Genomic DNA, 22,188 nt, shown 5'->3' with positions numbered 1-22,188 from the left:
CAACGCTGCAGTTTATATAATATTATATATAAAAACATATAGATGGGTGCGCATGATGAATAAGTTCCAGCTAAAACCACGCGAGTTAAAAATTATTTCCGTCATCGCAGCCACCCACAGTATTGGCGATGCCGCAGCCCTGCTGGGCATGGCACAGGCTAACGTCAGTAAATACCTTTCTGATTTTGAAACGCGTGTCGGTCTTAAGGTATTTGAGCGCACGACCCGTCAACTGGCGCTAACCCAGTTTGGCGAAGCGTTACTCCCCTATATTGACGCCACGCTGGATAAAAATAGCCAGCTCATTAATTTCATTGCTGATTATAAGCATGAGAAGCGCGGAAAAGTGACCATTTACGCCCCAACGGGTATCGTGATGTATCTGGCGCGACACGTGATCCATCAGATTGAGGACATCGGTGATATCCGCATCTCGTTAAAAACGTACAACCTGGATCGTAATGAATATTCCGAAGGGGTCTCGTTCCCCGATGATTGCGATATTCTCATTACCTATGCTCAGCCGAAAGATGAAAGTCTGGTCGCCAGTGTGTTAACGAAATATTCCGTCACGGCGTTTGCCACTGAAGAATATTTGAAAAACCACCCCTTAACCGGACCTGAAGATTTAATGAATCACTCCTGTATTTTAATAGACTCGATGCTGGTGGATGAGGCGAACATCTGGCGTTTTCGCGTCCACGGCAGCGAGACCGTATATGATTACAGAGTGACCGGGAATTATATTTGCGACAATACGCAGACGGCGCTGGAACTGGCACGAAATAATCTCGGTATTGTTTTTGCGCCGAAAGAAAGCCTGAAAAAAGAGCTTAAGAGTGGTTCTCTGGTTCCCTGCTTCCCCCATCAGGAAGAGTGGTGGCTCGACCTGACGGCGATATTCCGCAAACGTGAATACCAGCCCTGGCGCGTGCAGTACATTCTGGACGGCGTACTGAACTGCCTGCGTCAGCAAATTGCTCAGGCTGCCCAGGGGCAGCCTGAGCTGGAGGGTTAGAACAGCCCCAGAGGTTTATCGGAATAACTCACCAGCAGGCATTTCGTCTGCTGGTAATGCTCCAGCATCATCTTGTGGGTTTCACGCCCGATGCCCGACTGCTTATAGCCCCCAAAAGCCGCGTGCGCCGGATAAGCATGGTAGCAGTTGGTCCACACGCGCCCGGCCTGAATGCCCCGCCCCATTTTATAAGCCAGATTACCGTTGCGGCTCCAGACGCCAGCCCCGAGGCCATACGGCGTATCGTTAGCAATCTCCAGCGCCTCTTCCATCGTTTTGAAGGTGGTGACGGCCAGCACCGGTCCGAAAATTTCCTCCTGGAAGACGCGCATATTGTTTTTGCCGAACAGGATCGTCGGCTCCAGGTAATACCCGTCCTGCAGATCGCCGCCCAGCATTTTACGCCGACCGCCGGTCAGGACATCCGCCCCTTCTTTCTTGCCGATATCAATGTAGTTGAGGATAGTGTCCATCTGCCCGTGCGAGACCTGCGCGCCCATCTGGGTCACGTTATCAAGCGGGTTACCGCTGCGGATAGACTCGACGCGGCGAATGGCTCGCTCCATAAAGCGCTCATAGATAGACTCCTGCACCAGCGCGCGGCTTGGGCAGGTACAGACTTCACCCTGGTTAAAAGCAAACAGCGCAAAGCCTTCCAGGGCTTTATCGAAGAAGGCATCCTCTTCCTCCATGACGTCGGCGAAGAAAATGTTCGGCGATTTACCGCCCAGCTCCAGGGTCACTGGAATGATGTTCTGGGTCGCGTACTGCATGATCTGCTGACCCACTTCCGTCGACCCGGTAAACGCGACTTTGGCGATCCGTTTTGAGGTCGCCAGATATTCCCCTATCTCACCCCCCGCCCCGTTCACCACGTTAATCACGCCTGGCGGGAGAAGGTCGCCAATGACTTCCATCAGCAGCAGAACTGACAGCGGGGTCAGGCGGGCCGGTTTGAGCACAATGCAGTTACCCGCCGCCAGGGCGGGCGCCATTTTCCAGCTCGCCATCAGCAACGGGAAGTTCCACGGAATGATCTGCCCCACCACCCCCAGCGGTTCGTGGAAGTGGTACGCCACGGTGTCGCTGTCTACCTCGCTAATTCCGCCCTCCTGAGCGCGAATACAGGAGGCAAAATAGCGGAAGTGGTCAATGGCCAGCGGCACGTCTGCCGCCATCGTTTCACGAATTGGCTTACCGTTATCCCAGGTTTCCGCCGTAGCCAGCAGCTCCAGATTCTGTTCCATCCGGTCAGCGATTTTGAACAATATCGCCGCTCTGTCCTGAACAGAGGTATGCCCCCATTTGTCTTTGGCTTTGTGCGCGGCGTCCAGCGCCAGGTCGATATCCCCCTTGCCGGAGCTGGCTATCTCACACAGCGGCTGGCCGGTAACGGGCGTCAGATTGGAATAGTATTCGCCGTCGACGGGTGCAACCCAGTCGCCGCCGATAAAGTTTTCATAACGGGGCTTCAGCTTGAGGGGAAAACCATACTCGCCAGGCTGGATACGCGATGAGGGAGGATTGTTTGTCATGACCGTCTCCTTGCTGTTGGTGTACAACAAGGGTAGTTCCGGCTGGCGATTTTCTCGCCAGCCGGTAACGGTGTTTACGACGGGGGTCACGGAGTTTCAGGAAATAATAACGAATCCCGCAATAAATGATCGTTGCCACGACGACGGGTAAAGCCGATGCGGTTGAAATATTCCAGGATCTGAATCGCCAGCTTGCGCCCGACGTTCAGCCGATCGCGAAAATCTGCTGCGCAGGTCGTGCCTCGCGCCTGATCCAGCTCGCGGATCAGGTTAGCAAACGCCACAATGCGATCGTTACGGTAATAACGATCTTTCACGATCGCGACGATTAACCCCTGCTGCGCCGCATGGCGCAATACCTGGCGCATCACCTGTTCGTCGGTATTCGTTTCACGTGCGAGATCGCGAACCCACCACGGCTCGTCGCCAAACAGCGGGGCCACTTTCTGCCATATCGCCTCTTGCCCGGCGTTAAACCCGGCTTTGTGATCCGGCAGATGCAGCCAGCCGTGGTGGCTTTTTATCAGCCCACTTTCGCGCATGTTTTCAATCAGCAGCAGCACCAGCGCATCGTTTTCCATCGGCAACGCCATGCGTCGCAGGCGTTCACGTCCCGGGCCGGGTTCATCCTGATGTTGTTCATGGTAAGTGGCGAGCGTGGTCAATACCTTGCGCTGCCAGCATGCTGCGACCGGGGCATTCAGTAAATTGTTACCCGCCTGAATAAAACCAGGCTCCTGGGTCAGCAGGCGTAATCCTTCCGCGCTGAGCTGACGAGCCCATGCGAAATCGCTCAGATTGACGGCACCACGCTCAAGATGAACAAGCAACGCGGCTTTATCATCCGCGGCCTGCGCCAGCGCTCCCAGCCATTGCAGATACTCCGGCTTGCGCTTGCCGCGACGCGGCGGGTTGAGCGTGACCACCCGCGCCCCGGCCAGCGTCTCCCGCGCCGAAATGTCACGCAGTACCAGACGGTCATTATCCGCGAGCCACAGTGGCGAATCGAAAACCAGTTCGGCAAGGTCGTTTTCCAGCAGTGACACGCGCCCGGTGATATGGCTGGCCGCGTGGTGGATATGCAGCGGCTGCCATTGGGTCAGCGGCACATGCGTCTGCAGGGCGACGATCGCCCGCTCAGAAGGCTCCGGCGGTACACCGGCCAGCAGCCAGTCGCCACGGTTAAGCTTCTCTTTTTCCGCATCGCCCGCAATATTGAGTGCGATGCGCTGCCCGGCATGGGCATGCTCTACGGGCTGGTTCTGCGCATGCAAACCGCGCACACGCATCGGGGCGTTGGCACCCGTGAGCCATAAGGTATCGCCCACGTTCACTTCACCGCTCAGCGCGGTACCGGTGACCACCAGCCCCGCGCCTTTAACGGTAAAGGCCCGGTCGATCGCCAGACGGAAACGATGATGGCTGGCATGCTCGCGTGAAGTAAGCTGCTGCAAATGGTGGCGAAGTTCGTCAATACCGCGACCTTCTGTCGCCACGGTGACGAATAATGGCGCATCGGCAAATCCATACTCCCGCAAGGTCGCCTGCACGGTTTCGCGCACCGCGTTGAGTCGCGCCTCATCGACGCGGTCAGCTTTGGTCAGCGCAACGGTCAGCTGCAGGTTGCCCGTCAGCTGTAAAATTGCCAGATGTTCACGCGTTTGCGCCATCACGCCGTCATCACAGGCCACCACCAGCAGAGCATGATCGATGCCACCGACGCCCGCCAGCATGTTAGAAAGAAACTTCTCGTGTCCCGGTACATCAATAAAACCCAGCACCCGGCCATCAGGCTGAGGCCAGTAGGCATAGCCCAGATCGATGGTCATGCCGCGTTTTTTCTCTTCCGGCAGACGATCGGCATTCACCCCGGTCAGGGCCTGTAATAAGGTGGTTTTTCCGTGGTCGACGTGACCGGCGGTGGCAATAATCATTTCAACAGCATCTCCAGAAATCGCGCTTCATCTTCAAGACAGCGTAGATCCAGCCACATTCGGCCATCGTAAATGCGCCCGATAACCGGTGCTGGCAAGGCACGCCAGCGCGCCGACAAAGCGTCAAGCTGGCTGCCGCGCCCGTCACGGGGTGTAAACGTGAGCGCCGCGCTGGGCAGCCTGTCCACCGGCAGTGAACCGCTGCCGATCTGCGACTGACAAGCTTCAAGGCGCACGTCAAAATCGGGGTAGTGCGGCGCAACGTGTGGCAAGAGCAGCTCACCCTGGGCGCGAATTGAGGCGGCATCACGGGCCAGCAGGCGCAGCGTGGGCAGACGTTCAGCCAGTTTTTCCGGGTGGAGATAAAGGCGCAGCGTCGCTTCCAGCGCAGCAAGCGTCATTTTATCGGCTCGCAGTGCACGTTTGAGCGGGTGCTGCTGCAGCTTCGCAATAAGCGCACGTTTACCCACGATAATCCCCGCCTGCGGGCCGCCAAGCAGTTTGTCGCCGGAGAAACTCACGAGACTGACGCCCGCCGCAATCATCTCCTGCGGCATGGGCTCTTTTGGCAGACCGTACTGGCTCAGATCGACCAGCGAACCGCTACCGAGGTCGGCCACCACCGGCACACCCAGCTCACGGCCCAGCTCCGCCAGCTCCGCCTCTTCAACGGTTTTGGTGAATCCGGCTATCTGATAATTACTGGTGTGGACCTTCATCAGTAGCCCGGTATTTTCATTCACTGCTGCGCGATAATCTTTTGCATGCGTGCGGTTGGTGGTGCCCACTTCATGCAGGGTACAGCCCGCCTGGCGCATAACATCCGGAATGCGAAACGCACCGCCAATCTCGACCAGCTCGCCACGGGAAACCACCACCTCTTTACCGCTGGCGGTCGCTGCCAGCATTAACAGTACCGCCGCCGCGTTGTTATTCACGATGCAGGCATCTTCCGCGCCGGTCAGCTCGCAGAGCAGGTCCGCCAGCGCCCGATCGCGATGTCCGCGCCCTGCGCCGTCCAGATCGTACTCAAGCGTCACGGGGGAACGCATGGCCTGCACGACCGCAGCGACGGCCTCTTCAGCCTGTTGAGCGCGACCAAGGTTGGTGTGCAGCACGGTTCCCGTCAGGTTGATGACCGGGCGTAACGCGCTTTGTGCTTTCTCCTCGAGCCTCAGCTCCACTTCCAGCCCCCACGCCGCACACCAGTCCGGCAATGCATTTTCTGTCTGAATATGGCTGCGGGCTTCGTCCTGAAGCAGACGTAATATTTCAACCGTCGCGGTATGGCCGAACCGCGCAACGGCAGCATGCACGCGCGGCTCGCGAAGAAGACGGTCGGTTGCAGGGATCTGGCTGTACAGGGAGTGATGAGTTGTCATGAAAGCGCCTGGCGAGTAAATATCATCCCCCCTCCCGACGGGAGAGGGAGTCAACATAAGAAGGGATTGTACCGCCTCCTGCTGCGAAGTGTTATAACCCGCATCAAGCCTTTGGCGGTTCGGTACGGGCAAAGCTCTCGCGCTGAAAGAGCGTTTCTGCAAGCTTCACCAGCAATGGACGGTCGACGCACCAGCCGGGGGAAACGTGGCGGAAATTGAGATAACCGATGGCGCAGGCAATGGCTATCGTTGCCAGGTTCAGGCTATCGGGTTGAATTTTTCCCTCCCGGATAAGCTGTTCGCACCAGTCCAGGCTGCGGCTGATTTTTTCACGCTGGCGTAACAGTTCCGTTTCAGACTGCTGGGCGGCGGGTCTTGCCTGCTCGCGTACGGACGTTAACGCCGCATCCATAATACCGTCGGCCAGCGCTTCAATTTGCTTCATTGCCAGCGCCGCGTTTGGATCGGCCGGTAACATCGCCGGGGCCACGCCGAGCAGCTCGATGTACTCCGCAATAATGGGGGAATCAAACCAGTACTGGCCTTCGTCTGTTACCAGCGCCGGCACTTTTCCCAGCGGGTTGTACTGCGCCACACCGTTTTCAGCGTGATAAGGCTGTTCATTGACGAACTCGAATTCAATCCCTTTCTCCAGCAGAAGAATCGAGATTTTTCGCACGAAGGGACTGGTGTAGCTGCCGATAAGTTTCATTGCCTGATCCTTGATGCCGAAAAAAGTCAGTATGGATCAAGCGATGAAAAAAGGGCAGGTATGCGTGTCGCATTCCTGCCCTGAAGGGGTTAGTGATCGAGATAGAGGTAGTGCATCCAGCTGGTCATACGCAGCAGCACCTTACGCATTACCGAGACGTGAGCAAAGTGATCCGAATAGACCGCCACCTGAGCATAAATGCCGTCGGGCAGCGCATCGACATCAGCATTCGGCTCCAGCTCGATAGTGCCTAATACGCCATCGGTACCTGGGATCACGGTCAGCGACTGCAACGCACCCTGCGCCTGGTATGACCCCCCCGGCACCACCGGCAGAATACTGGTGAGCTTGCCGGAGAAGACCTGGCCCGGCAGCGCGTTGAAGACCACTTCCGCTTCGTCGCCCGGCTTCAGACGCAGCAGCGAGTTCTGACGGAACTGGGCCACAATCTGGCGTTTCTGTTCAGGAATAAAGACCATGACCGGGCGCAGCGGCAGCGCGGCAGCATAGGTCCCCGGACGAATCAGCACCTGCGTGATATAGCCATTGCTCGGCGCACGCACCACGGTCTGATCCAGGTTGTATTTCGCTTCAGCAAGCTGAGCACGCAGGGAAGCAACCTGGGATTGCTCACCGTTGACCATACTGTCTAACTGACTTTGTATTTGCGTCTGTTCAGCCACCGAGCCTTTTACCAGCGCATCCTGCGCCAGATAGTTTTGCCGTGCGTTGTCGATATCGCTTTCAGAGAACGGGTTAACCTTTGCCCGGCTGCCTTTCAGGTAGCGCTGGTAATCTTTATACAGGCGGTCACGTTCAGCGGACACGCGCGTGGTATTGGCGACCGCTTCCGCAAGCTGCGCTTTGAGATTGTCGATATTGTGCGTGGCGGTGACCAGGTCGGCCTGCAGTCTGTCGACGCGCGCCTGATAGCGGCCCGGATCAAGTTTAAATAACACTTCGCCTTTTTTAATTAGCTGGTTATTTTTATCGGTAACTTCACTCACTACCCCAGTAACCTGCGGCGTAATCGGAATGGAAATAACCGCTTTTTGCGCCGTAAAGGTATAGGGATGGTTATAGTTCATCAACAGGATAAGCCCGGCGACAATAAACACCCCGCCTAATGTTGCGGTCGCGAGGGTCCACTGGTTTACCGGAATACGGAATATTTTAAAAATGGCCCAGGCAAAGGCCACATAGGTCAAAATAATCAGCAGATCCATGATTAGTGCTCCAGCGTATTCTTGTCAGCCGTGGGAGGTACCGCTGCCAGTTTTTGTTCTAATTCGGCGACACGTTTAGTCAGAGCATCCATACCCGGGACCTCATCAGGTTTTGAGATGTGGTTCTGCATCCCCCAGCCGCGATCTTCGCGGTACAACGTGGCCCAAATCCACAGGAACGGCCAAATCGCATGGAGCGTAAACAGGCTAATCCATCCCGCCGTATGAATGGCATCCGCATGGGGATGATTCCGTTTTTTGGCCATATTATAAGGAATATCATGGATGGCGATGATTCCGTAAAAAAGAACCAGAAATACAAAAATCAATACGCCCAGCGCAAAATAGTTGAGAAACATATTCTCCTCACTTAAACAACGTCAACTCATTAAATTAATAAAACGGTACGCAACCTAATTAATTTTTTATAAATACGAGGTGTACTTATATTTCAGAGCAGGGGAGTATCGTTTTTTATAATATCTCCATGCAAGTTTATAAGCGTGTCAAAATATATCCTGAATAATAATAGACTTAACCTTACAATATGAGCGTAACGTACCTTATTGCTTTTCGCCATACCACACATGAAAAGTCATTTTTTAGCTTTATGTGTGACTTCATGACATCCTGGCGTTGAATCGCCAGGCAGAATTTGTCGCCGATCACATCCGGAGAATTCTGCATAAAAATTTTTTGTGAAATTAGTCACAATCCAGAAACAAACTCACGACAACCAAATGTGATTTACATCACAGAAGTGGGTGGTTTTTGCGTTATTTATCGCCATCGTATTTTTTTTATCCACCATTTTTGTGACGAAGATCACTTCATTCATGTCTGCACCCCCTACATTTACGTGATTCATATCACACAAATTTCCGTCGTCTGGACAGTTGAACGATTCAGTGCCAGATTTCACAGCATCAGAACAGGGCCCGGCTACCTCTGCCGCCTCATTAACAATAAACCTCGGGCCGCAAGCCTAAGCGTAAACAGAAGAAGGGGTGTTTTATGTCATCCGATTTCAAGATCAAAGTTCAAAGCTTTGGTCGTTTCCTCAGCAATATGGTGATGCCAAATATCGGCGCGTTTATCGCGTGGGGTATCATCACTGCGTTGTTCATTCCGACAGGGTGGTTGCCTAACGAAACGCTGGCGAAACTTGTTGGCCCAATGATTACCTACCTGCTGCCGCTGCTTATCGGGTTTACCGGTGGTCGTCTGGTGGGTGGAGACCGGGGTGGCGTTGTGGGTGCCATCACGACGATGGGGGTTATCGTCGGTGCGGATATGCCGATGTTCCTCGGTGCAATGATTGCGGGCCCTCTGGGCGGCTGGGCAATTAAGAAATTCGACGTCTGGGTTGATGGCAAGATCAAATCCGGCTTCGAAATGCTGGTGAACAACTTCTCTGCGGGCATCATCGGTATGATCCTCGCGATTCTGGCGTTCCTCGGCATTGGCCCTGCGGTTGAAGTGCTGTCCAAAGTTCTGGCGGCAGGCGTTAACTTCATGGTTGCGCACGACATGCTGCCGCTGGCGTCTATCTTTGTTGAACCGGCGAAAATCCTGTTCCTCAACAACGCCATTAACCACGGTATCTTCTCACCGCTGGGTATTCAGCAGTCTCATGACCTCGGCAAGTCCATCTTCTTCCTGATTGAAGCCAACCCGGGTCCGGGCATGGGTGTTCTGCTGGCGTACATGTTCTTTGGTCGCGGCAGTGCGAAACAGTCTGCGGGCGGTGCGGCTATCATCCACTTCCTGGGCGGTATCCACGAAATTTACTTCCCTTACGTGCTGATGAACCCACGTCTGATCCTGGCCGTTATCCTCGGCGGTATGACGGGCGTGTTCACCCTGAGCGTGCTGGGCGGTGGTCTGGTTTCTCCGGCCTCTCCAGGCTCCATCCTGGCGGTCCTGGCGATGACCCCGAAAGGTGCCTATTTCGCTAACATCGCAGCCATCTGTGCGGCAATGGCCGTCTCCTTCGTGGTCTCTTCTATCCTGCTGAAAACCAGCAAAGTGAAAGAAGATGACGATATCGAAGCGGCAACCCGTCGTATGCATGACATGAAAGCCGAATCAAAAGGCGCAACGCCGCTGGCGGCGGGCGATGTCTCTAACGACCTAAGCCACGTACGTAAAATCATCGTGGCCTGTGACGCGGGTATGGGTTCCAGCGCCATGGGTGCCGGCGTGCTGCGTAAGAAAGTGCAGGATGCGGGTTTGACCAACATCTCCGTCACCAACAGCGCCATCAACAGCCTGCCTGCAGATGTTGACCTGGTGATTACGCACCGCGATCTGACCGAACGTGCGATGCGTCAGGTTCCTCAGGCACAGCACATTTCGCTGACCAACTTCCTGGACAGCGGCCTGTACACCAACCTGACCGAACGCCTGGTGGCCGCGCAGCGTCATGAAGATAACGAAGTCAAAGTCCGCGACAGCCTGAAAGACAGCTTTGACGCGAACGACAGCCACCTGTTCCGCCTGGGCGCAGAAAACATCTTCCTGGGCCGCACGGCGTCCAACAAGGAAGAGGCGATTCGCTTTGCCGGTGAACAGCTGGTGAAAGGCGGCTACGTGCAGCCTGAATACGTTGACGCGATGCTGGAGCGTGAAAAGCTGACCCCAACCTATCTGGGTGAATCCATTGCGGTTCCACACGGTACGGTTGAAGCGAAAGACCGCGTACTGAAAACCGGCGTGGTGTTCTGCCAGTATCCGGATGGTGTACGCTTCGGTGAAGAAGAAGACGACATCGCCCGCCTGGTGATTGGTATCGCCGCTCGAAACAACGAGCACATCCAGGTGATTACCAGCCTGACCAACGCGCTGGATGACGACTCTGTCATTGAACGTCTGGCCAACACCACCAGCGTGGAAGAAGTGCTGGCGCTGTTGAACAAGTAACGGAACCTCTTCCCTCTCCCCCTGTGGGGAGAGGGTTAGGGTGAGGGCAAAGCCTCACCCCAGCCCTCTCGGGTAAAAACATTGATTAAGGTTAATACTATGAAAGCATTACATTTTGGCGCAGGTAATATCGGTCGTGGCTTTATCGGTAAACTGCTGGCAGACGCAGGCATTACGCTGACATTCGCCGATGTGAATCAGGTAGTCCTGGATGCCCTGAATGCCCGTCATAGCTATCAGGTACACGTGGTAGGCGAAAACGAGCAGGTTGAGACGGTGTCTGGCGTTAATGCGGTAAGCAGCATTGGCGAAGACGTTATCGACCTCATCGCCAGTGTCGATCTGGTGACCACGGCCGTTGGCCCGGTGGTGCTTGAGCGCATTGCCCCTGCGGTGGCGAAAGGCCTGGCAAAACGTAAAGCGCAGGGCATCGACACACCGCTGAACATCATCGCCTGTGAAAACATGGTGCGCGGCACCACGCAGCTGAAAGGCCATGTGCTCGCCGCCGTCGCGGACGAAGATAAAGCCTGGGTGGAAGCGCACGTCGGCTTTGTGGATTCCGCCGTTGACCGTATCGTTCCGCCATCAGAATCCGCCACCCACGATCCGCTGGAAGTGACCGTGGAAACCTTCAGCGAGTGGATCGTCGATAAAACCCAGTTTAAAGGCGCACTGCCAACCATTCCGGGGATGGAATTAACCGATAACCTGATGGCCTTTGTCGAACGTAAACTCTTCACGCTGAACACCGGGCATGCTATAACCGCGTACCTCGGAAAATTGGCCGGTCATCAGACCATTCGTGACGCGATCCTCGATGAGAGCATCCGTGCGGTGGTTAAAGGGGCAATGGAAGAGAGCGGCGCGGTGCTGATCAAACGCTACGGTTTTGATGCTGAGAAACATGCAGCATACATCCAGAAAATCCTCGGTCGTTTTGAAAACCCGTATCTGAAAGATGACGTTGAGCGCGTAGGCCGTCAGCCACTGCGTAAACTGAGCGCGGGCGATCGCCTGATTAAACCGCTGCTGGGCACGCTGGAGTATGATCTTGCGCACGCCAACCTGGTGAAAGGGATTGCCGCCGCGATGCATTACCGCAGCGAACAGGATCCACAGGCGCAGGAGCTGGCTCAGCTGATTAACGATAAAGGCCCGCAGGGTGCGCTGGCGCAGATCTCGGGTCTGGATGCCAACAGCGACGTGGTTGTGGAGGCGGTGAACGCTTACAACGCAATCAAATGATGCAGAGTGCGGCGCAGGATAGCCTGCGCCCAAATAACAGATTGTCAGATATGCAGGCAATAATGGAACAAACCCAGGCCTTTGAAAATCGTGTGCTTGAGCGTCTGAATGCTGGCAAAACCGTACGAAGTTTCCTGATTGCCGCCGTCGAGTTGCTAACCGAGGCGGTGAATATTCTGGTACTTCAGGTGTTTCGCAAAGACGACTACGCGGTAAAATATGCTGTAGAACCGTTACTGGACGGAGACGGACCGCTGGGCGATTTATCGGTACGTCTGAAGCTGATTTATGGTCTTGGCGTGTTGAACCGACAAGAGTATGAAGATGCCGAGCTGCTGATGGCGCTGCGCGAAGAGTTAAATCATGACGGTAATGAGTACACCTTTACCGATGATGAGATCCTTGGCCCCTTCGGCGAGCTACACTGCGTCACCGCGCTTCCCCCTGCTCCCCATTTTGATAACAGTGACCCTGAGCTGTACGCGATGCAAAAGCTGCGTTATCAACAGGTTGTCCGTTCCACAATGGTCCTTTCCCTGACTGAGCTGATTTCCCGAATCAGCTTAAAAAAAGCGTTTCAGAAGTAAGCCTGCTCACATTGGTGTATCCTTCCCTGTAAATTCCCCGTTTTCAGAGTTATTTGTCATGAAAGAAGTCGAAAAGAACGAAATTAAACGCCTGAGCGACCGCCTGGATCTGATCCGCCACCAGATGGCTGGTCTCTCGCTGGTTGAGTCCGCCGAGAAGTATGCCGAGCTGGAGAAAGAGAGTGAGAAGCTTGAAGCGGAAATCGAGCGTCTGCGCGAAGTCAAAGGCCAGAAGCTGAGCAACGAAGCCCAAAAGCTGTTGAGCATGCCGCACCGTCGCGCCATCACTAAAAAAGAGCAGGCCGACATGGGCAAGCTGAAGAAAAGCGTCCGTGGCCTGGTGGTGGTTCATCCCATGACCGAGCTTGGTCGCGAAATGGGTCTGAAAGAGATGACGGGTTTTTGTAAGACCGCGTTTTGATCGTCCCCTGCCCTCTCTCCCAGGCGAGAGGGCGAAAACCACACCGCGTCGCCCCCCTCACCGCTTAAAATTGGCCCAACCAATCTCCCGGTAATCACTTTCCTGGTTCACAATTCCACTAATTCCCCTCACAAAATCATTGCCGACTCATAACAACTGGTTAACCATTTATTGTCATTCACCCTACAACACAATATTGGCAGGACCACTTTTACACAGTTTGTGACGCAGAGATGAGCGGAGACTCACCCGCTACGCAGACTGTCTGGTCCTCAGGAGACCTGCATGAGCCTCTGGCAACAAAACTACGATCCGGCTGGCAATATCTGGCTGTCGAGCCTGATCGCATCGCTTCCGATCCTGTTCTTCTTCTTTGCGCTGATTAAGCTCAAGCTGAAGGGGTACCTGGCCGCGACGTACACCGTTGCCATTGCGCTGATGGTGGCACTGTTCTTCTATAAAATGCCGGTCGATCGCGCGCTGGCCTCCGTCGTCTATGGTTTCTTCTACGGCCTATGGCCGATTGCGTGGATCATCATCGCGGCGGTCTTTGTCTACAAAATCTCGCTGAAAACCGGGCAGTTCGACATTATCCGCTCATCGATACTTTCCATTACCCCGGACCAGCGTCTGCAGATGCTGATTGTCGGTTTCTCCTTCGGGGCTTTTCTGGAAGGGGCGGCCGGGTTTGGCGCACCGGTTGCCATCACCGCGGCGCTGTTAGTCGGGCTGGGGTTCAACCCGCTTTACGCCGCAGGTCTTTGTCTGATCGTTAACACCGCGCCGGTGGCGTTTGGTGCGATGGGGATCCCGATTCTGGTCGCCGGGCAGGTCACCGGTCTGGACAGCTTTGAAATTGGCCAGATGGTTGGCCGTCAGCTGCCGTTCCTGACCATCATCGTGCTGTTCTGGATCATGGCGATTATGGATGGCTGGCGCGGCGTGAAAGAGACATGGCCTGCGGTGGTCGTCGCTGGCGGCTCGTTTGCCATTGCCCAGTATCTCAGCTCGAATTTCCTCGGCCCCGAATTGCCGGACATTATCTCTTCACTGGTGTCGCTGGTCTGCCTGACGCTGTTCCTGAAACGCTGGCAGCCGGTACGCATCTTCCGTTTCGCCGATATGGGTGCTTCACACGTCGATCAAACCCTGGCACGTACCGGTTATACCGCGGGACAAATCATTCGCGCATGGTCTCCGTTCCTGTTCCTGACCGCCACGGTTACGCTCTGGAGTATTCCACCGTTTAAGGCCCTGTTCGCACCGGGTGGCGCACTGTATGAGATGGTCATTAACATCTCCGTGCCGTTCCTCGACAAGATGGTCGCCCGCATGCCGCCCGTGGTGCACGCCGCCACGCCGTATGCCGCGGTGTATAAATTTGACTGGTTCTCGGCAACCGGCACCGCAATCCTGCTTGCCGCTATCCTGTCTGTGGTGTGGTTACGCATGAAGCCAGCGGCTGCAGTACAGACTTTTGCGGCTACCATTAAGGAGCTGATGCTGCCGATCTACTCCATCGGCATGGTGCTGGCGTTCGCGTTTATCTCGAACTATTCCGGCCTGTCATCGACACTGGCGCTTGCGCTGGCGCATACCGGCCACGCCTTCACGTTCTTCTCGCCATTCCTCGGCTGGCTGGGGGTGTTCCTTACGGGTTCAGATACCTCATCTAACGCCCTGTTTGCGGCCCTGCAGGCGACGGCAGCCCAGCAGATTGGCGTGTCGGACATCCTTCTGGTGGCCGCCAATACTACCGGCGGCGTGACCGGCAAGATGATCTCACCGCAATCCATCGCCATTGCCTGTGCGGCGGTGGGACTGGTCGGTAAAGAGTCGGACCTGTTCCGCTTTACCGTGAAACACAGCCTGATATTCACCTGTATGGTCGGGGTGATCACGACCCTGCAGGCCTATGTCTTAACCTGGATGATCCCATGATAGTCATGCCCAGACGCCTGTCCGACGAGATTGCCTCTCGCGTACGGGCGCTGATTGAAGAACAACAGCTGGAAGCGGGCATGAAATTGCCCGCCGAGCGCCAGCTCGCCGCCCAACTGGGTGTATCTCGTAATTCACTGCGTGAGGCGCTGGCGACGCTGGTCAGCGAAGGGGTACTGGTAAGCCGTCGGGGCGGCGGCACCTTTGTCCGCTGGCAGCACGATGACTGGTCCGAGCAAAACATCGTGCAGCCGCTTAAAACGCTGATGGAAAACGACCCGGACTACAGCTTCGACATCATTGAAGCGCGGCACGCCATCGAAACCAGTACCGCCTGGCATGCGGCCATGCGGGCCACTGAAGCCGACAAAGAGAAGCTCAAAGCCTGCTTTGACGCCACCCAAAGCAGCGACCCGGACATCGCCTCGCAGGCGGACGTGCGGTTTCATCTGGCGATTGCCGAAGCGTCGCACAACGTCGTTCTGCTCCAGACCATGCGCGGTTTCTTCGACCTGCTGCAATCCTCCGTGAAGCAGAGCCGCCAGCGTATGTATCTGGTCCCGCCGGTATTTGCCCAACTGACCGAACAGCACGAGGCGGTACTCAACGCCATTCTGGCCGGAGATGCTGAGGCCGCGCGCAAAGCGATGATGGCGCATCTGGGGTTCGTGCACACCACCATTAAACGATTCGATGAAGATCAGGCCCGACAGGCGCGTATTACCCGTCTGCCTGGCGACAGTGATATTTCCAGGGAGAACAAAGCATGATTATTTCAGCAGCCAGTGACTATCGCGCCGCAGCGCAGCGCATTTTGCCGCCGTTCCTGTTCCACTATATCGACGGTGGGGCTTATGCCGAATACACCCTGCGCCGCAACGTGGAAGATCTGTCGGAAGTGGCGCTGCGCCAGCGCGTGCTGAAAGATATGTCTGAGCTGAGCCTTGAGACAACGCTGTTTAACGAAACGCTTTCCATGCCGGTGGCCCTTGCACCAGTCGGTTTGTGCGGCATGTACGCCCGCCGGGGTGAAGTCCAGGCGGCAGCGGCAGCGGATGCCAAAGGTATTCCGTTTACCCTCTCCACCGTCTCCGTCTGCCCGATTGAAGAAGTGGCCCCGACCCTCCAGCGTCCGATGTGGTTCCAGCTGTACGTCCTGCGCGATCGCGGCTTTATGCGCAACGCGCTGGAGCGTGCCAAAGCCGCGGGCTGTTCAACGTTGGTCTTTACCGTTGATATGCCGACGCCTGGCGCCCGTTACCGTGATGCCCACTCCGGGATGAGCGGCCCAAATGCTGCCCTGCGTCGCTACTGGCAGGCGGTAACGCACCCGCAATGGGCCTGGGATGTCGGTGTGAATGGTCGCCCGCACGATCTGGGGAATATCTCGGCCTATCTCGGTAAACCCACCGGGCTGGAAGATTACATCGGCTGGCTGGCGAATAATTTCGATCCGTCCATCTCGTGGAAAGACCTGGAGTGGATCCGCGAATTCTGGGACGGCCCGATGGTGATCAAAGGGATCCTCGACCCGGAAGATGCCCGCGATGCCGTGCGTTTTGGCGCTGACGGTATTGTGGTCTCTAACCACGGCGGACGTCAGCTTGATGGGGTACTCTCTTCCGCACGCGCACTGCCGGCGATTGCCGATGCGGTGAAAGGTGATATCGCTATCCTCGCCGACAGCGGTATCCGCAACGGGCTTGACGTGGTGCGTATGATTGCCCTTGGCGCAGACAGCGTATTGCTCGGACGCGCATATCTTTATGCACTGGCTACGGCTGGTCAGGCAGGGGTGGCGAATCTGCTCAACCTGATCGAAAAAGAGATGAAAGTGGCGATGACGTTGACCGGTGCAAAAACGATTCGCGAAATCAGCAAGGACTCCCTGGTGCAGGAGTTGGGTAAATTACCCGCCGCACTGGCACCGCTTGCCCAGGGTGACGCAGCCTGACGCCCGTCTGATTCCCCTTCCCCTCTCCTCGCGTCCGAACTCCCCTCGGGCGCTTTTTTTTGTCAAAAATAACATCTAGGTAACATATTAGATGAGAAAATTTGACATACCTGTGCCGCACGCAATTGTATAGACAAGAAAATACAAGAACACAAAAACACCATCACATCAGAGGGGAGCGTATGAGATATTCAGGTCAGGTGGATATTCAGCAGGTGATCGACGACAGTCCCTTTTCGGGGTTTCACTGGGTGCTCATCGTGCTGGGCTTTCTGGTGCTGGCGATCGATGGTTTCGATACCGCAGCAATGGGCTACATTGCGCCCACGCTGTCGGCAGAATGGGGCATACACAAACAGGATCTGGGACCGGTACTGAGCGCAGCACTGCTCGGGCTGTCGCTGGGAGCGCTGGTCGCAGGCCCGGTATCGGACCGGATAGGCCGCAAGCGCGTACTGGTCTTTTCTTGTCTGTTCTTCGGACTTTCAAGCCTGGGGACGGCCTGGGCACAAAGCCTTAACACCCTGACGCTATGGCGGTTTCTGACGGGCCTGGGGCTGGGTGCCGCCATGCCGAACGCCATCACCCTCATCTCAGAGTTTGCCCCTCAGCGCTGTCGCGCCATGGCGATTAATACCATGTACTGCGGCTTCCCGCTGGGCGCGGCCGGCGGTGGGGCGATATCGTCCTGGCTTATCCCGCATCATGGCTGGCGAAGCGTACTGCTGACCGGCGCGATAGCACCGCTGATATTAACGCTGCTGCTGATGCTGTTTTTACCGGAATCGGTAAAGTACCTGGTGCAACGCGGGAAAGACATGATGCAGATCCGCCGTATCGCCAGCCGTTTCGCCCGCACGACCCTCGATGGCGTCACCGGTTTCTTCCTCGCAGAGGATCGGGTCGCCGCCAAAAAAGGGAGCGTAGCACAGCTGTTTTCACAGCCCTGGCTGCCCGGCACCCTGATGCTATGGGTAACCTATTTTATGGGGCTGGTGATTTATTACGTCCTGCTTAGCTGGATGCCGACACTGATGCTGGGGATGGGCTATCCCCTCGCGGAATCCGCATGGCTCACCTCGCTGTTCACCTTCGGCGGTACCGCAGGCATCCTTCTCGCGGGCTGGATGATGGATCGCTGGGAGGCACACAAAGTGGTCGCAGGTGGCTTTGTCCTGACCATGCTGCTCATTCTGGCGCTCGGCATTGAACATAACCATATCGCCCTGTTTGGCGGCTTGATTTTCCTGATGGGGATCGCGATGAACGGCGCACAATCGGGAATGCAGACGCTGGCAGCCACCTTTTATCCTACCGAGTGTCGCGCAACGGGCATTGCCTGGATGCAGGGCATTGGCCGCTTTGGTGGCGTGGCGGGCACCATGACCAGCGCGCAGCTTCTCTCCATGCAGTGGCAGGCAGACAGCATTTTGATGATCCTTAGCCTGCCCGCCCTGCTGGCGGCCGCGGCAACCTTCTACAAAATGCTGCGTTGCCGCTCGCAGGATCTCGGCGTCGCATAAGCGGCCCGGTTTCTGCTATTCTGCCCCCGCAATTAAGGGGGCAGCATGCTTAACATCGTTTTATTCGAACCAGAAATTCCGCCGAATACCGGCAATATTATCCGCCTGTGCGCCAACACCGGTTTTCGCCTGCATATCATCGAGCCGATGGGTTTTACGTGGGACGACAAACGTCTGCGCCGCGCGGGGCTGGATTATCATGAATTTACGGCCGTGGTTCGCCATCATGATTACGCCGCGTTTCTGGAAAGCGAAAACCCACAGCGCATGTTCGCCCTGACCACCAAAGGTACGCCGGCACATAGCGCCGTGCGCTATCAAAACGGTGATTATCTGATGTTTGGCCCGGAAACGCGCGGCCTGCCGGCCACCATTCTTGATGCTCTGCCCGCTGAGCAGAAGATTCGTATTCCGATGATGCCGGACAGCCGCAGCATGAACCTGTCAAATGCGGTGTCGGTGGTGGTGTATGAAGCATGGCGCCAGCTGGGATACCCGGGCGCCATTCTCAGAAGTTAAATACCGTCACCATACTCAAACGTATGGTGAATACCGTTGAAGTGCTGATCCATATCCATCGACGGTTTGTCGCTGTCTGGTTTACCGACAATACGAGCCGGTACGCCAGCGGCGGTCGTGTGCGGCGGAACAGGCTGCAGAACAACCGAACCGGCGCCAATCTTCGCACCACGACCCACTTCGATGTTGCCGAGGATCTTGGCGCCCGCGCCAATCATCACCCCTTCACGGATTTTCGGATGGCGATCGCCGCTGGTTTTACCGGTGCCGCCTAACGTGACCGACTGCAGAATCGAAACGTCATCTTCAATCACCGCGGTTTCACCGACGACAATGCCGGTGGCATGGTCAAGCATGATCCCGCGGCCAATTTTCGCGGCCGGGTGAATATCCACCTGGAAGGTCACGGAAACCTGGTTTTGCAGGAAGATAGCCAGCGCGCGGCGGCCTTCATTCCACAGCCAGTGGCCGATGCGATAAGCCTGCAAGGCATGAAAGCCCTTCAGATACAGCAACGGCGTAGAGTATTTGTCCACCGCCGGGTCACGCGTGCGCACGGCCTGGATATCACAGGCGGCAGAAGCGATCATTTCAGGGTCAGCGGCATAGGCCTCTTCCACCACTTCACGAATGGCGATAGCGGGCATAATCGAGGAAGCCAGTTTATTGGCGAGCATATAGCTCAGGGCGCTGCCGAGGTTTTCGTGCTTGAGTAGCGTCGCATGATAGAAACTGGCCAGCATTGGCTCGCAGTCAGCCAAAGCCCGGGCTTCAGCTTTAATATTGTTCCAGACGATATCCAGTTCTTCACACGGCATTGCTTACTCCAGACGACATGTTAATGACCGGCCAGTTCTGTGCTGGCCGGGTCATAGTGCTAACAAGAATCCCTGCGACTAGTTACTGCTGCGCTCATCCTTGCGCGAACGACCTAATAAGGTCAATGCTGCCTCGCGCGCATTTTTTCCGCAATACAATACCTGATAAATTTCCTCGGTTATTGGCATTTCGACACCAAAACGGTGCGCCAATTCGCGAACTTCTTTGGTATTGCGATAGCCTTCAACCACCTGACCAATCTTCTCCTGCGCGCCTTTCACATCCATGCCCTCACCGAGCATCATGCCAAAGCGGCGGTTACGGGACTGGTTGTCGGTACAGGTCAGCACCAGATCGCCCAGGCCCGCCATGCCCATGAAGGTGGTCGGATCGGCACCCAGTGCTGCGCCAAGGCGGGACATCTCGGTTAAGCCGCGCGTAATCAGTGCGGTACGTGCGTTGGCACCAAAACCAATCCCGTCGGACATTCCGGCGCCGATCGCAATCACGTTCTTCACCGCACCGCCCAGCTGTACGCCGATAAAATCGGGGTTGCTGTAAACGCGGAAGCTTTTACCGCAGTGCAGCAGATGCTGAAGATCGTCGGAGAAGGCCTGATCGGTTGATGCCAGCGAGATCGCCGTCGGCAGGCCAGCGGCCAGCTCTTTAGCAAACGTCGGCCCCGAGATAACCGCCAGCGGGATGTCATCACCCAGTGCTTCGCGGGCGACATCCTGCAACAGGCGTCCGGTTTCGGCTTCCAGCCCTTTGGTGGCCCATACAATGCGCGCATCAGGGCGCATCAGCGGCTTGATCTGACGCAGCACTTCGCCAAACACATGGCTCGGCACCACAATCAGAATGTTGCGGCTGGCCGCCAGCGCGGTCGCAAGGTCACTTTCAAGGTGCAGGGAGTCTGGGAACGGAACGTCCGGGAGGAACGCCACGTTGCAACGGTCGCGTTGCAGCGTCGCGATATGTTTTGGGTCGTGGCCCCAGAGAACCACTTCGTGACCATTTCTTGCCAGCGTGATGGCAAGAGCGGTGCCGTATGAGCCGGCACCGATCACAGTCATTGACGCATTAAGAGTGCTCATCAGGCATCCTGATGTTGTTCAGTACCTTCGCCAGCTTGCTGCTGCAGATAGTTCATGAACAGCGCATCAAAGTTAACTGGCGCAAGGTTCAGTTGCGGGAATGTACCGCGAGAAACCAGGCTGGTGATGCATTCGCGAGCATACGGGAACAGAATGTTCGGGCAGTATGCACCCAGGCAGTGCGCCATCTGGTTGCCTTCGATGCCGCCGATGGAGAAGATGCCGCCCTGCTGAACTTCACACAGGAATGCAGTCTCTTCGCCCAGAGAGGCAGTAACAGTCACACGCAGTACGACTTCATACACGTCATCCGCCAGTTGGGTAGATGCGGTATCAAGATCAAGTTTAACCTCTGGCTGCCAATCTTTCTGGAAAACGTGTGGCGCATTTGGCGCTTCGAAAGAGACATCCTTGGTGTAGATACGCTGGATCTGGAAAGTCATTTCGGTGTTGTTTTGTTCTGACATGGAAAAACCCTTTTTAATTGTCCTAAAGTCTCTTAGCTCAGCAGCGGATCGAGTCCACCACGGGCATCGAGCGCATACAAGTCATCACAGCCGCCAATGTGCTGCGCATCAATAAAAATCTGCGGAACCGTCGTACGACCACTACGTTGGATCATCTCTTCGCGTTTAATCGCGTCACCGTCAATCGGCAGTTCTTTGAACGCTACGCCTTTGCTGTTCAGAAGCGCTTTTGCACGGTGGCAGAACGGGCACGTTGCTTTGGTGTAGATCTCGATATTGGCCATTACTGAACTCCTTATTTACCGCGAACCAAAGGAAGATTTTCCCCGCTCCAGCCGGAAATACCTTCTTTCAGAACCGTTACGTTTTCGAAGCCTGCTTTATGCAGCGCGCTGGCAGATTCCTGCGCCTGCATACCGGTCGCGTCAACAACGATAATCGGCTGGGCTTTATGTTTCTCAAGCTCGCCAACGTTGTTCGCTTTGATTTCAGCAGGTAACAGGTTGATAGCACCAGCAATGTGACCTTTACGGAAATCGTCACGCTGACGCAGATCGACCACGACGGCATCTTCTTTGTTAATCAGACGCGTCGCTTCACCACGGGTGATAACCTTAATCTTAGACGTCAGGCCTTTAAATGTGGTGAACAGCACAGCAGCCAGCAGGCCAATCCACGCGATGCTCAGAACCGGATGGCGGCTAACGAATTGCATAATTTCTTGCATGGAGGGTAACTACTCCGACTTAGTGATTAAAAAAACCAGGACAGGAGTATACCTGTGCGTTGTGGCAAATACAGCCAGCGACCATAACCTAATCCATTTTCTGAGGCCTGCCACCTAAAAAATTGCCTCAAAAGCGTCCGCTAAGCACCTTGCCCC

At 55.8% G+C, this 22,188-nt stretch carries 21 protein-coding genes; 10 read left to right on the top strand and 11 right to left on the bottom strand.

What is annotated here, in order from left to right; all coding sequences use genetic code 11:
* Positions 1-52 precede the first annotated feature (52 nt).
* Positions 53-1,018 carry a LysR family transcriptional regulator gene (locus ACMGG3_RS19150; RefSeq protein WP_059305611.1) on the top strand — a complete coding sequence of 322 codons (966 nt, stop codon included), beginning with the start codon at positions 53-55 and terminating at the stop codon, positions 1,016-1,018.
* Here the strand turns inward: ACMGG3_RS19150 and ACMGG3_RS19145 are convergent.
* From ACMGG3_RS19145 to ACMGG3_RS19120, 6 genes are all read right to left on the bottom strand, one after another.
* Positions 1,015-2,553 (bottom strand): aldehyde dehydrogenase family protein, encoded by a 1,539-nt coding sequence (locus tag ACMGG3_RS19145; protein ID WP_059305610.1) that lies wholly within the window; start codon positions 2,551-2,553, stop codon positions 1,015-1,017. The two genes, ACMGG3_RS19150 and ACMGG3_RS19145, sit on opposite strands and share 4 nt — an antisense overlap.
* 86 nt (positions 2,554-2,639) lie before the next feature.
* The gene (gene selB, locus ACMGG3_RS19140; protein ID WP_410378649.1) at positions 2,640-4,487 is read right to left on the bottom strand and encodes a selenocysteine-specific translation elongation factor; all 1,848 of its coding nucleotides are present in this window, start codon (positions 4,485-4,487) and stop codon (positions 2,640-2,642) included.
* The gene (selA, locus tag ACMGG3_RS19135) at positions 4,484-5,869 is read right to left on the bottom strand and encodes an L-seryl-tRNA(Sec) selenium transferase (RefSeq protein ID WP_020882665.1); all 1,386 of its coding nucleotides are present in this window, start codon (positions 5,867-5,869) and stop codon (positions 4,484-4,486) included. Before selA ends, selB begins: the two co-directional genes overlap by 4 nt.
* Positions 5,870-5,972: 103 nt before the next feature.
* Complete coding sequence (locus ACMGG3_RS19130; RefSeq protein ID WP_014168092.1) at positions 5,973-6,581, bottom strand: glutathione S-transferase; 609 nt, start codon at positions 6,579-6,581, stop codon at positions 5,973-5,975.
* An 89-nt stretch (positions 6,582-6,670) separates the two neighbouring features.
* Entirely contained in the window at positions 6,671-7,807 is a 1,137-nt protein-coding gene (locus ACMGG3_RS19125) for an HlyD family secretion protein (protein WP_014168091.1), read from the bottom strand.
* Positions 7,808-7,809: 2 nt separating this feature from the next.
* A complete protein-coding gene (locus ACMGG3_RS19120; RefSeq protein ID WP_014168090.1) occupies positions 7,810-8,166 on the bottom strand; it encodes a DUF3302 domain-containing protein in 357 nt (118 codons plus the stop codon).
* 655 nt (positions 8,167-8,821) lie between these two features.
* On the opposite strand from ACMGG3_RS19120, the gene ACMGG3_RS19115 reads away from it, so the two are divergent.
* The 9 genes from ACMGG3_RS19115 to trmL all read left to right on the top strand — a co-directional run bounded on the left by ACMGG3_RS19115 (position 8,822) and on the right by trmL (position 18,922).
* Positions 8,822-10,729 (top strand): PTS mannitol transporter subunit IICBA, encoded by a 1,908-nt coding sequence (locus tag ACMGG3_RS19115; protein ID WP_138013389.1) that lies wholly within the window; start codon positions 8,822-8,824, stop codon positions 10,727-10,729.
* A gap of 99 nt (positions 10,730-10,828) precedes the next feature.
* Entirely contained in the window at positions 10,829-11,977 is a 1,149-nt protein-coding gene (mtlD, locus tag ACMGG3_RS19110) for a mannitol-1-phosphate 5-dehydrogenase (RefSeq protein WP_044858417.1), read from the top strand.
* Positions 11,977-12,564 (top strand): mannitol operon repressor MtlR, encoded by a 588-nt coding sequence (mtlR, locus tag ACMGG3_RS19105; RefSeq protein ID WP_025206446.1) that lies wholly within the window; start codon positions 11,977-11,979, stop codon positions 12,562-12,564. The genes mtlD and mtlR overlap by 1 nt, the downstream gene beginning before the upstream one ends.
* A 58-nt stretch (positions 12,565-12,622) precedes the next feature.
* Complete coding sequence (locus ACMGG3_RS19100) at positions 12,623-12,985, top strand: YibL family ribosome-associated protein (RefSeq protein ID WP_014168086.1); 363 nt, start codon at positions 12,623-12,625, stop codon at positions 12,983-12,985.
* Positions 12,986-13,270: 285 nt separating this feature from the next.
* On the top strand, positions 13,271-14,926 hold the full coding sequence (gene lldP / locus ACMGG3_RS19095) for an L-lactate permease (RefSeq protein WP_414149380.1): 1,656 nt from the start codon (positions 13,271-13,273) through the stop codon (positions 14,924-14,926).
* Entirely contained in the window at positions 14,923-15,696 is a 774-nt protein-coding gene (gene lldR / locus ACMGG3_RS19090) for a transcriptional regulator LldR (protein WP_014168084.1), read from the top strand. Before lldP ends, lldR begins: the two co-directional genes overlap by 4 nt.
* Positions 15,693-16,880 carry an FMN-dependent L-lactate dehydrogenase LldD gene (gene lldD / locus ACMGG3_RS19085; RefSeq protein WP_025206447.1) on the top strand — a complete coding sequence of 396 codons (1,188 nt, stop codon included), beginning with the start codon at positions 15,693-15,695 and terminating at the stop codon, positions 16,878-16,880. Before lldR ends, lldD begins: the two co-directional genes overlap by 4 nt.
* 182 nt (positions 16,881-17,062) lie before the next feature.
* A complete protein-coding gene (locus ACMGG3_RS19080; RefSeq protein WP_025206448.1) occupies positions 17,063-18,403 on the top strand; it encodes an MFS transporter in 1,341 nt (446 codons plus the stop codon).
* 45 nt (positions 18,404-18,448) lie between these two features.
* The gene (trmL, locus tag ACMGG3_RS19075) at positions 18,449-18,922 is read left to right on the top strand and encodes a tRNA (uridine(34)/cytosine(34)/5-carboxymethylaminomethyluridine(34)-2'-O)-methyltransferase TrmL (RefSeq protein WP_414149379.1); all 474 of its coding nucleotides are present in this window, start codon (positions 18,449-18,451) and stop codon (positions 18,920-18,922) included.
* Here trmL and cysE read toward each other — a convergent pair.
* The 5 genes from cysE to ACMGG3_RS19050 all read right to left on the bottom strand — a co-directional run bounded on the left by cysE (position 18,919) and on the right by ACMGG3_RS19050 (position 22,032).
* Positions 18,919-19,740 (bottom strand): serine O-acetyltransferase, encoded by an 822-nt coding sequence (gene cysE / locus ACMGG3_RS19070; protein ID WP_008502718.1) that lies wholly within the window; start codon positions 19,738-19,740, stop codon positions 18,919-18,921. The two genes, trmL and cysE, sit on opposite strands and share 4 nt — an antisense overlap.
* A 78-nt stretch (positions 19,741-19,818) precedes the next feature.
* Positions 19,819-20,838, bottom strand: coding sequence for an NAD(P)H-dependent glycerol-3-phosphate dehydrogenase (gene gpsA, locus ACMGG3_RS19065; RefSeq protein WP_014168080.1), 1,020 nt, complete (start codon positions 20,836-20,838; stop codon positions 19,819-19,821).
* Complete coding sequence (secB, locus tag ACMGG3_RS19060) at positions 20,838-21,305, bottom strand: protein-export chaperone SecB (RefSeq protein ID WP_014168079.1); 468 nt, start codon at positions 21,303-21,305, stop codon at positions 20,838-20,840. Before secB ends, gpsA begins: the two co-directional genes overlap by 1 nt.
* Positions 21,306-21,337: 32 nt before the next feature.
* The gene (gene grxC / locus ACMGG3_RS19055) at positions 21,338-21,589 is read right to left on the bottom strand and encodes a glutaredoxin 3 (protein WP_014168078.1); all 252 of its coding nucleotides are present in this window, start codon (positions 21,587-21,589) and stop codon (positions 21,338-21,340) included.
* Positions 21,590-21,600: 11 nt separating this feature from the next.
* Positions 21,601-22,032 carry a rhodanese-like domain-containing protein gene (locus tag ACMGG3_RS19050; RefSeq protein ID WP_014168077.1) on the bottom strand — a complete coding sequence of 144 codons (432 nt, stop codon included), beginning with the start codon at positions 22,030-22,032 and terminating at the stop codon, positions 21,601-21,603.
* Positions 22,033-22,188 lie beyond the last annotated feature (156 nt).

Source organism: Enterobacter sp. BNK-18 (genome assembly GCF_047456135.1).
Lineage (GTDB): Bacteria > Pseudomonadota > Gammaproteobacteria > Enterobacterales > Enterobacteriaceae > Enterobacter > Enterobacter ludwigii.
This window is presented reverse-complemented; position numbering and strand designations above follow the sequence as displayed.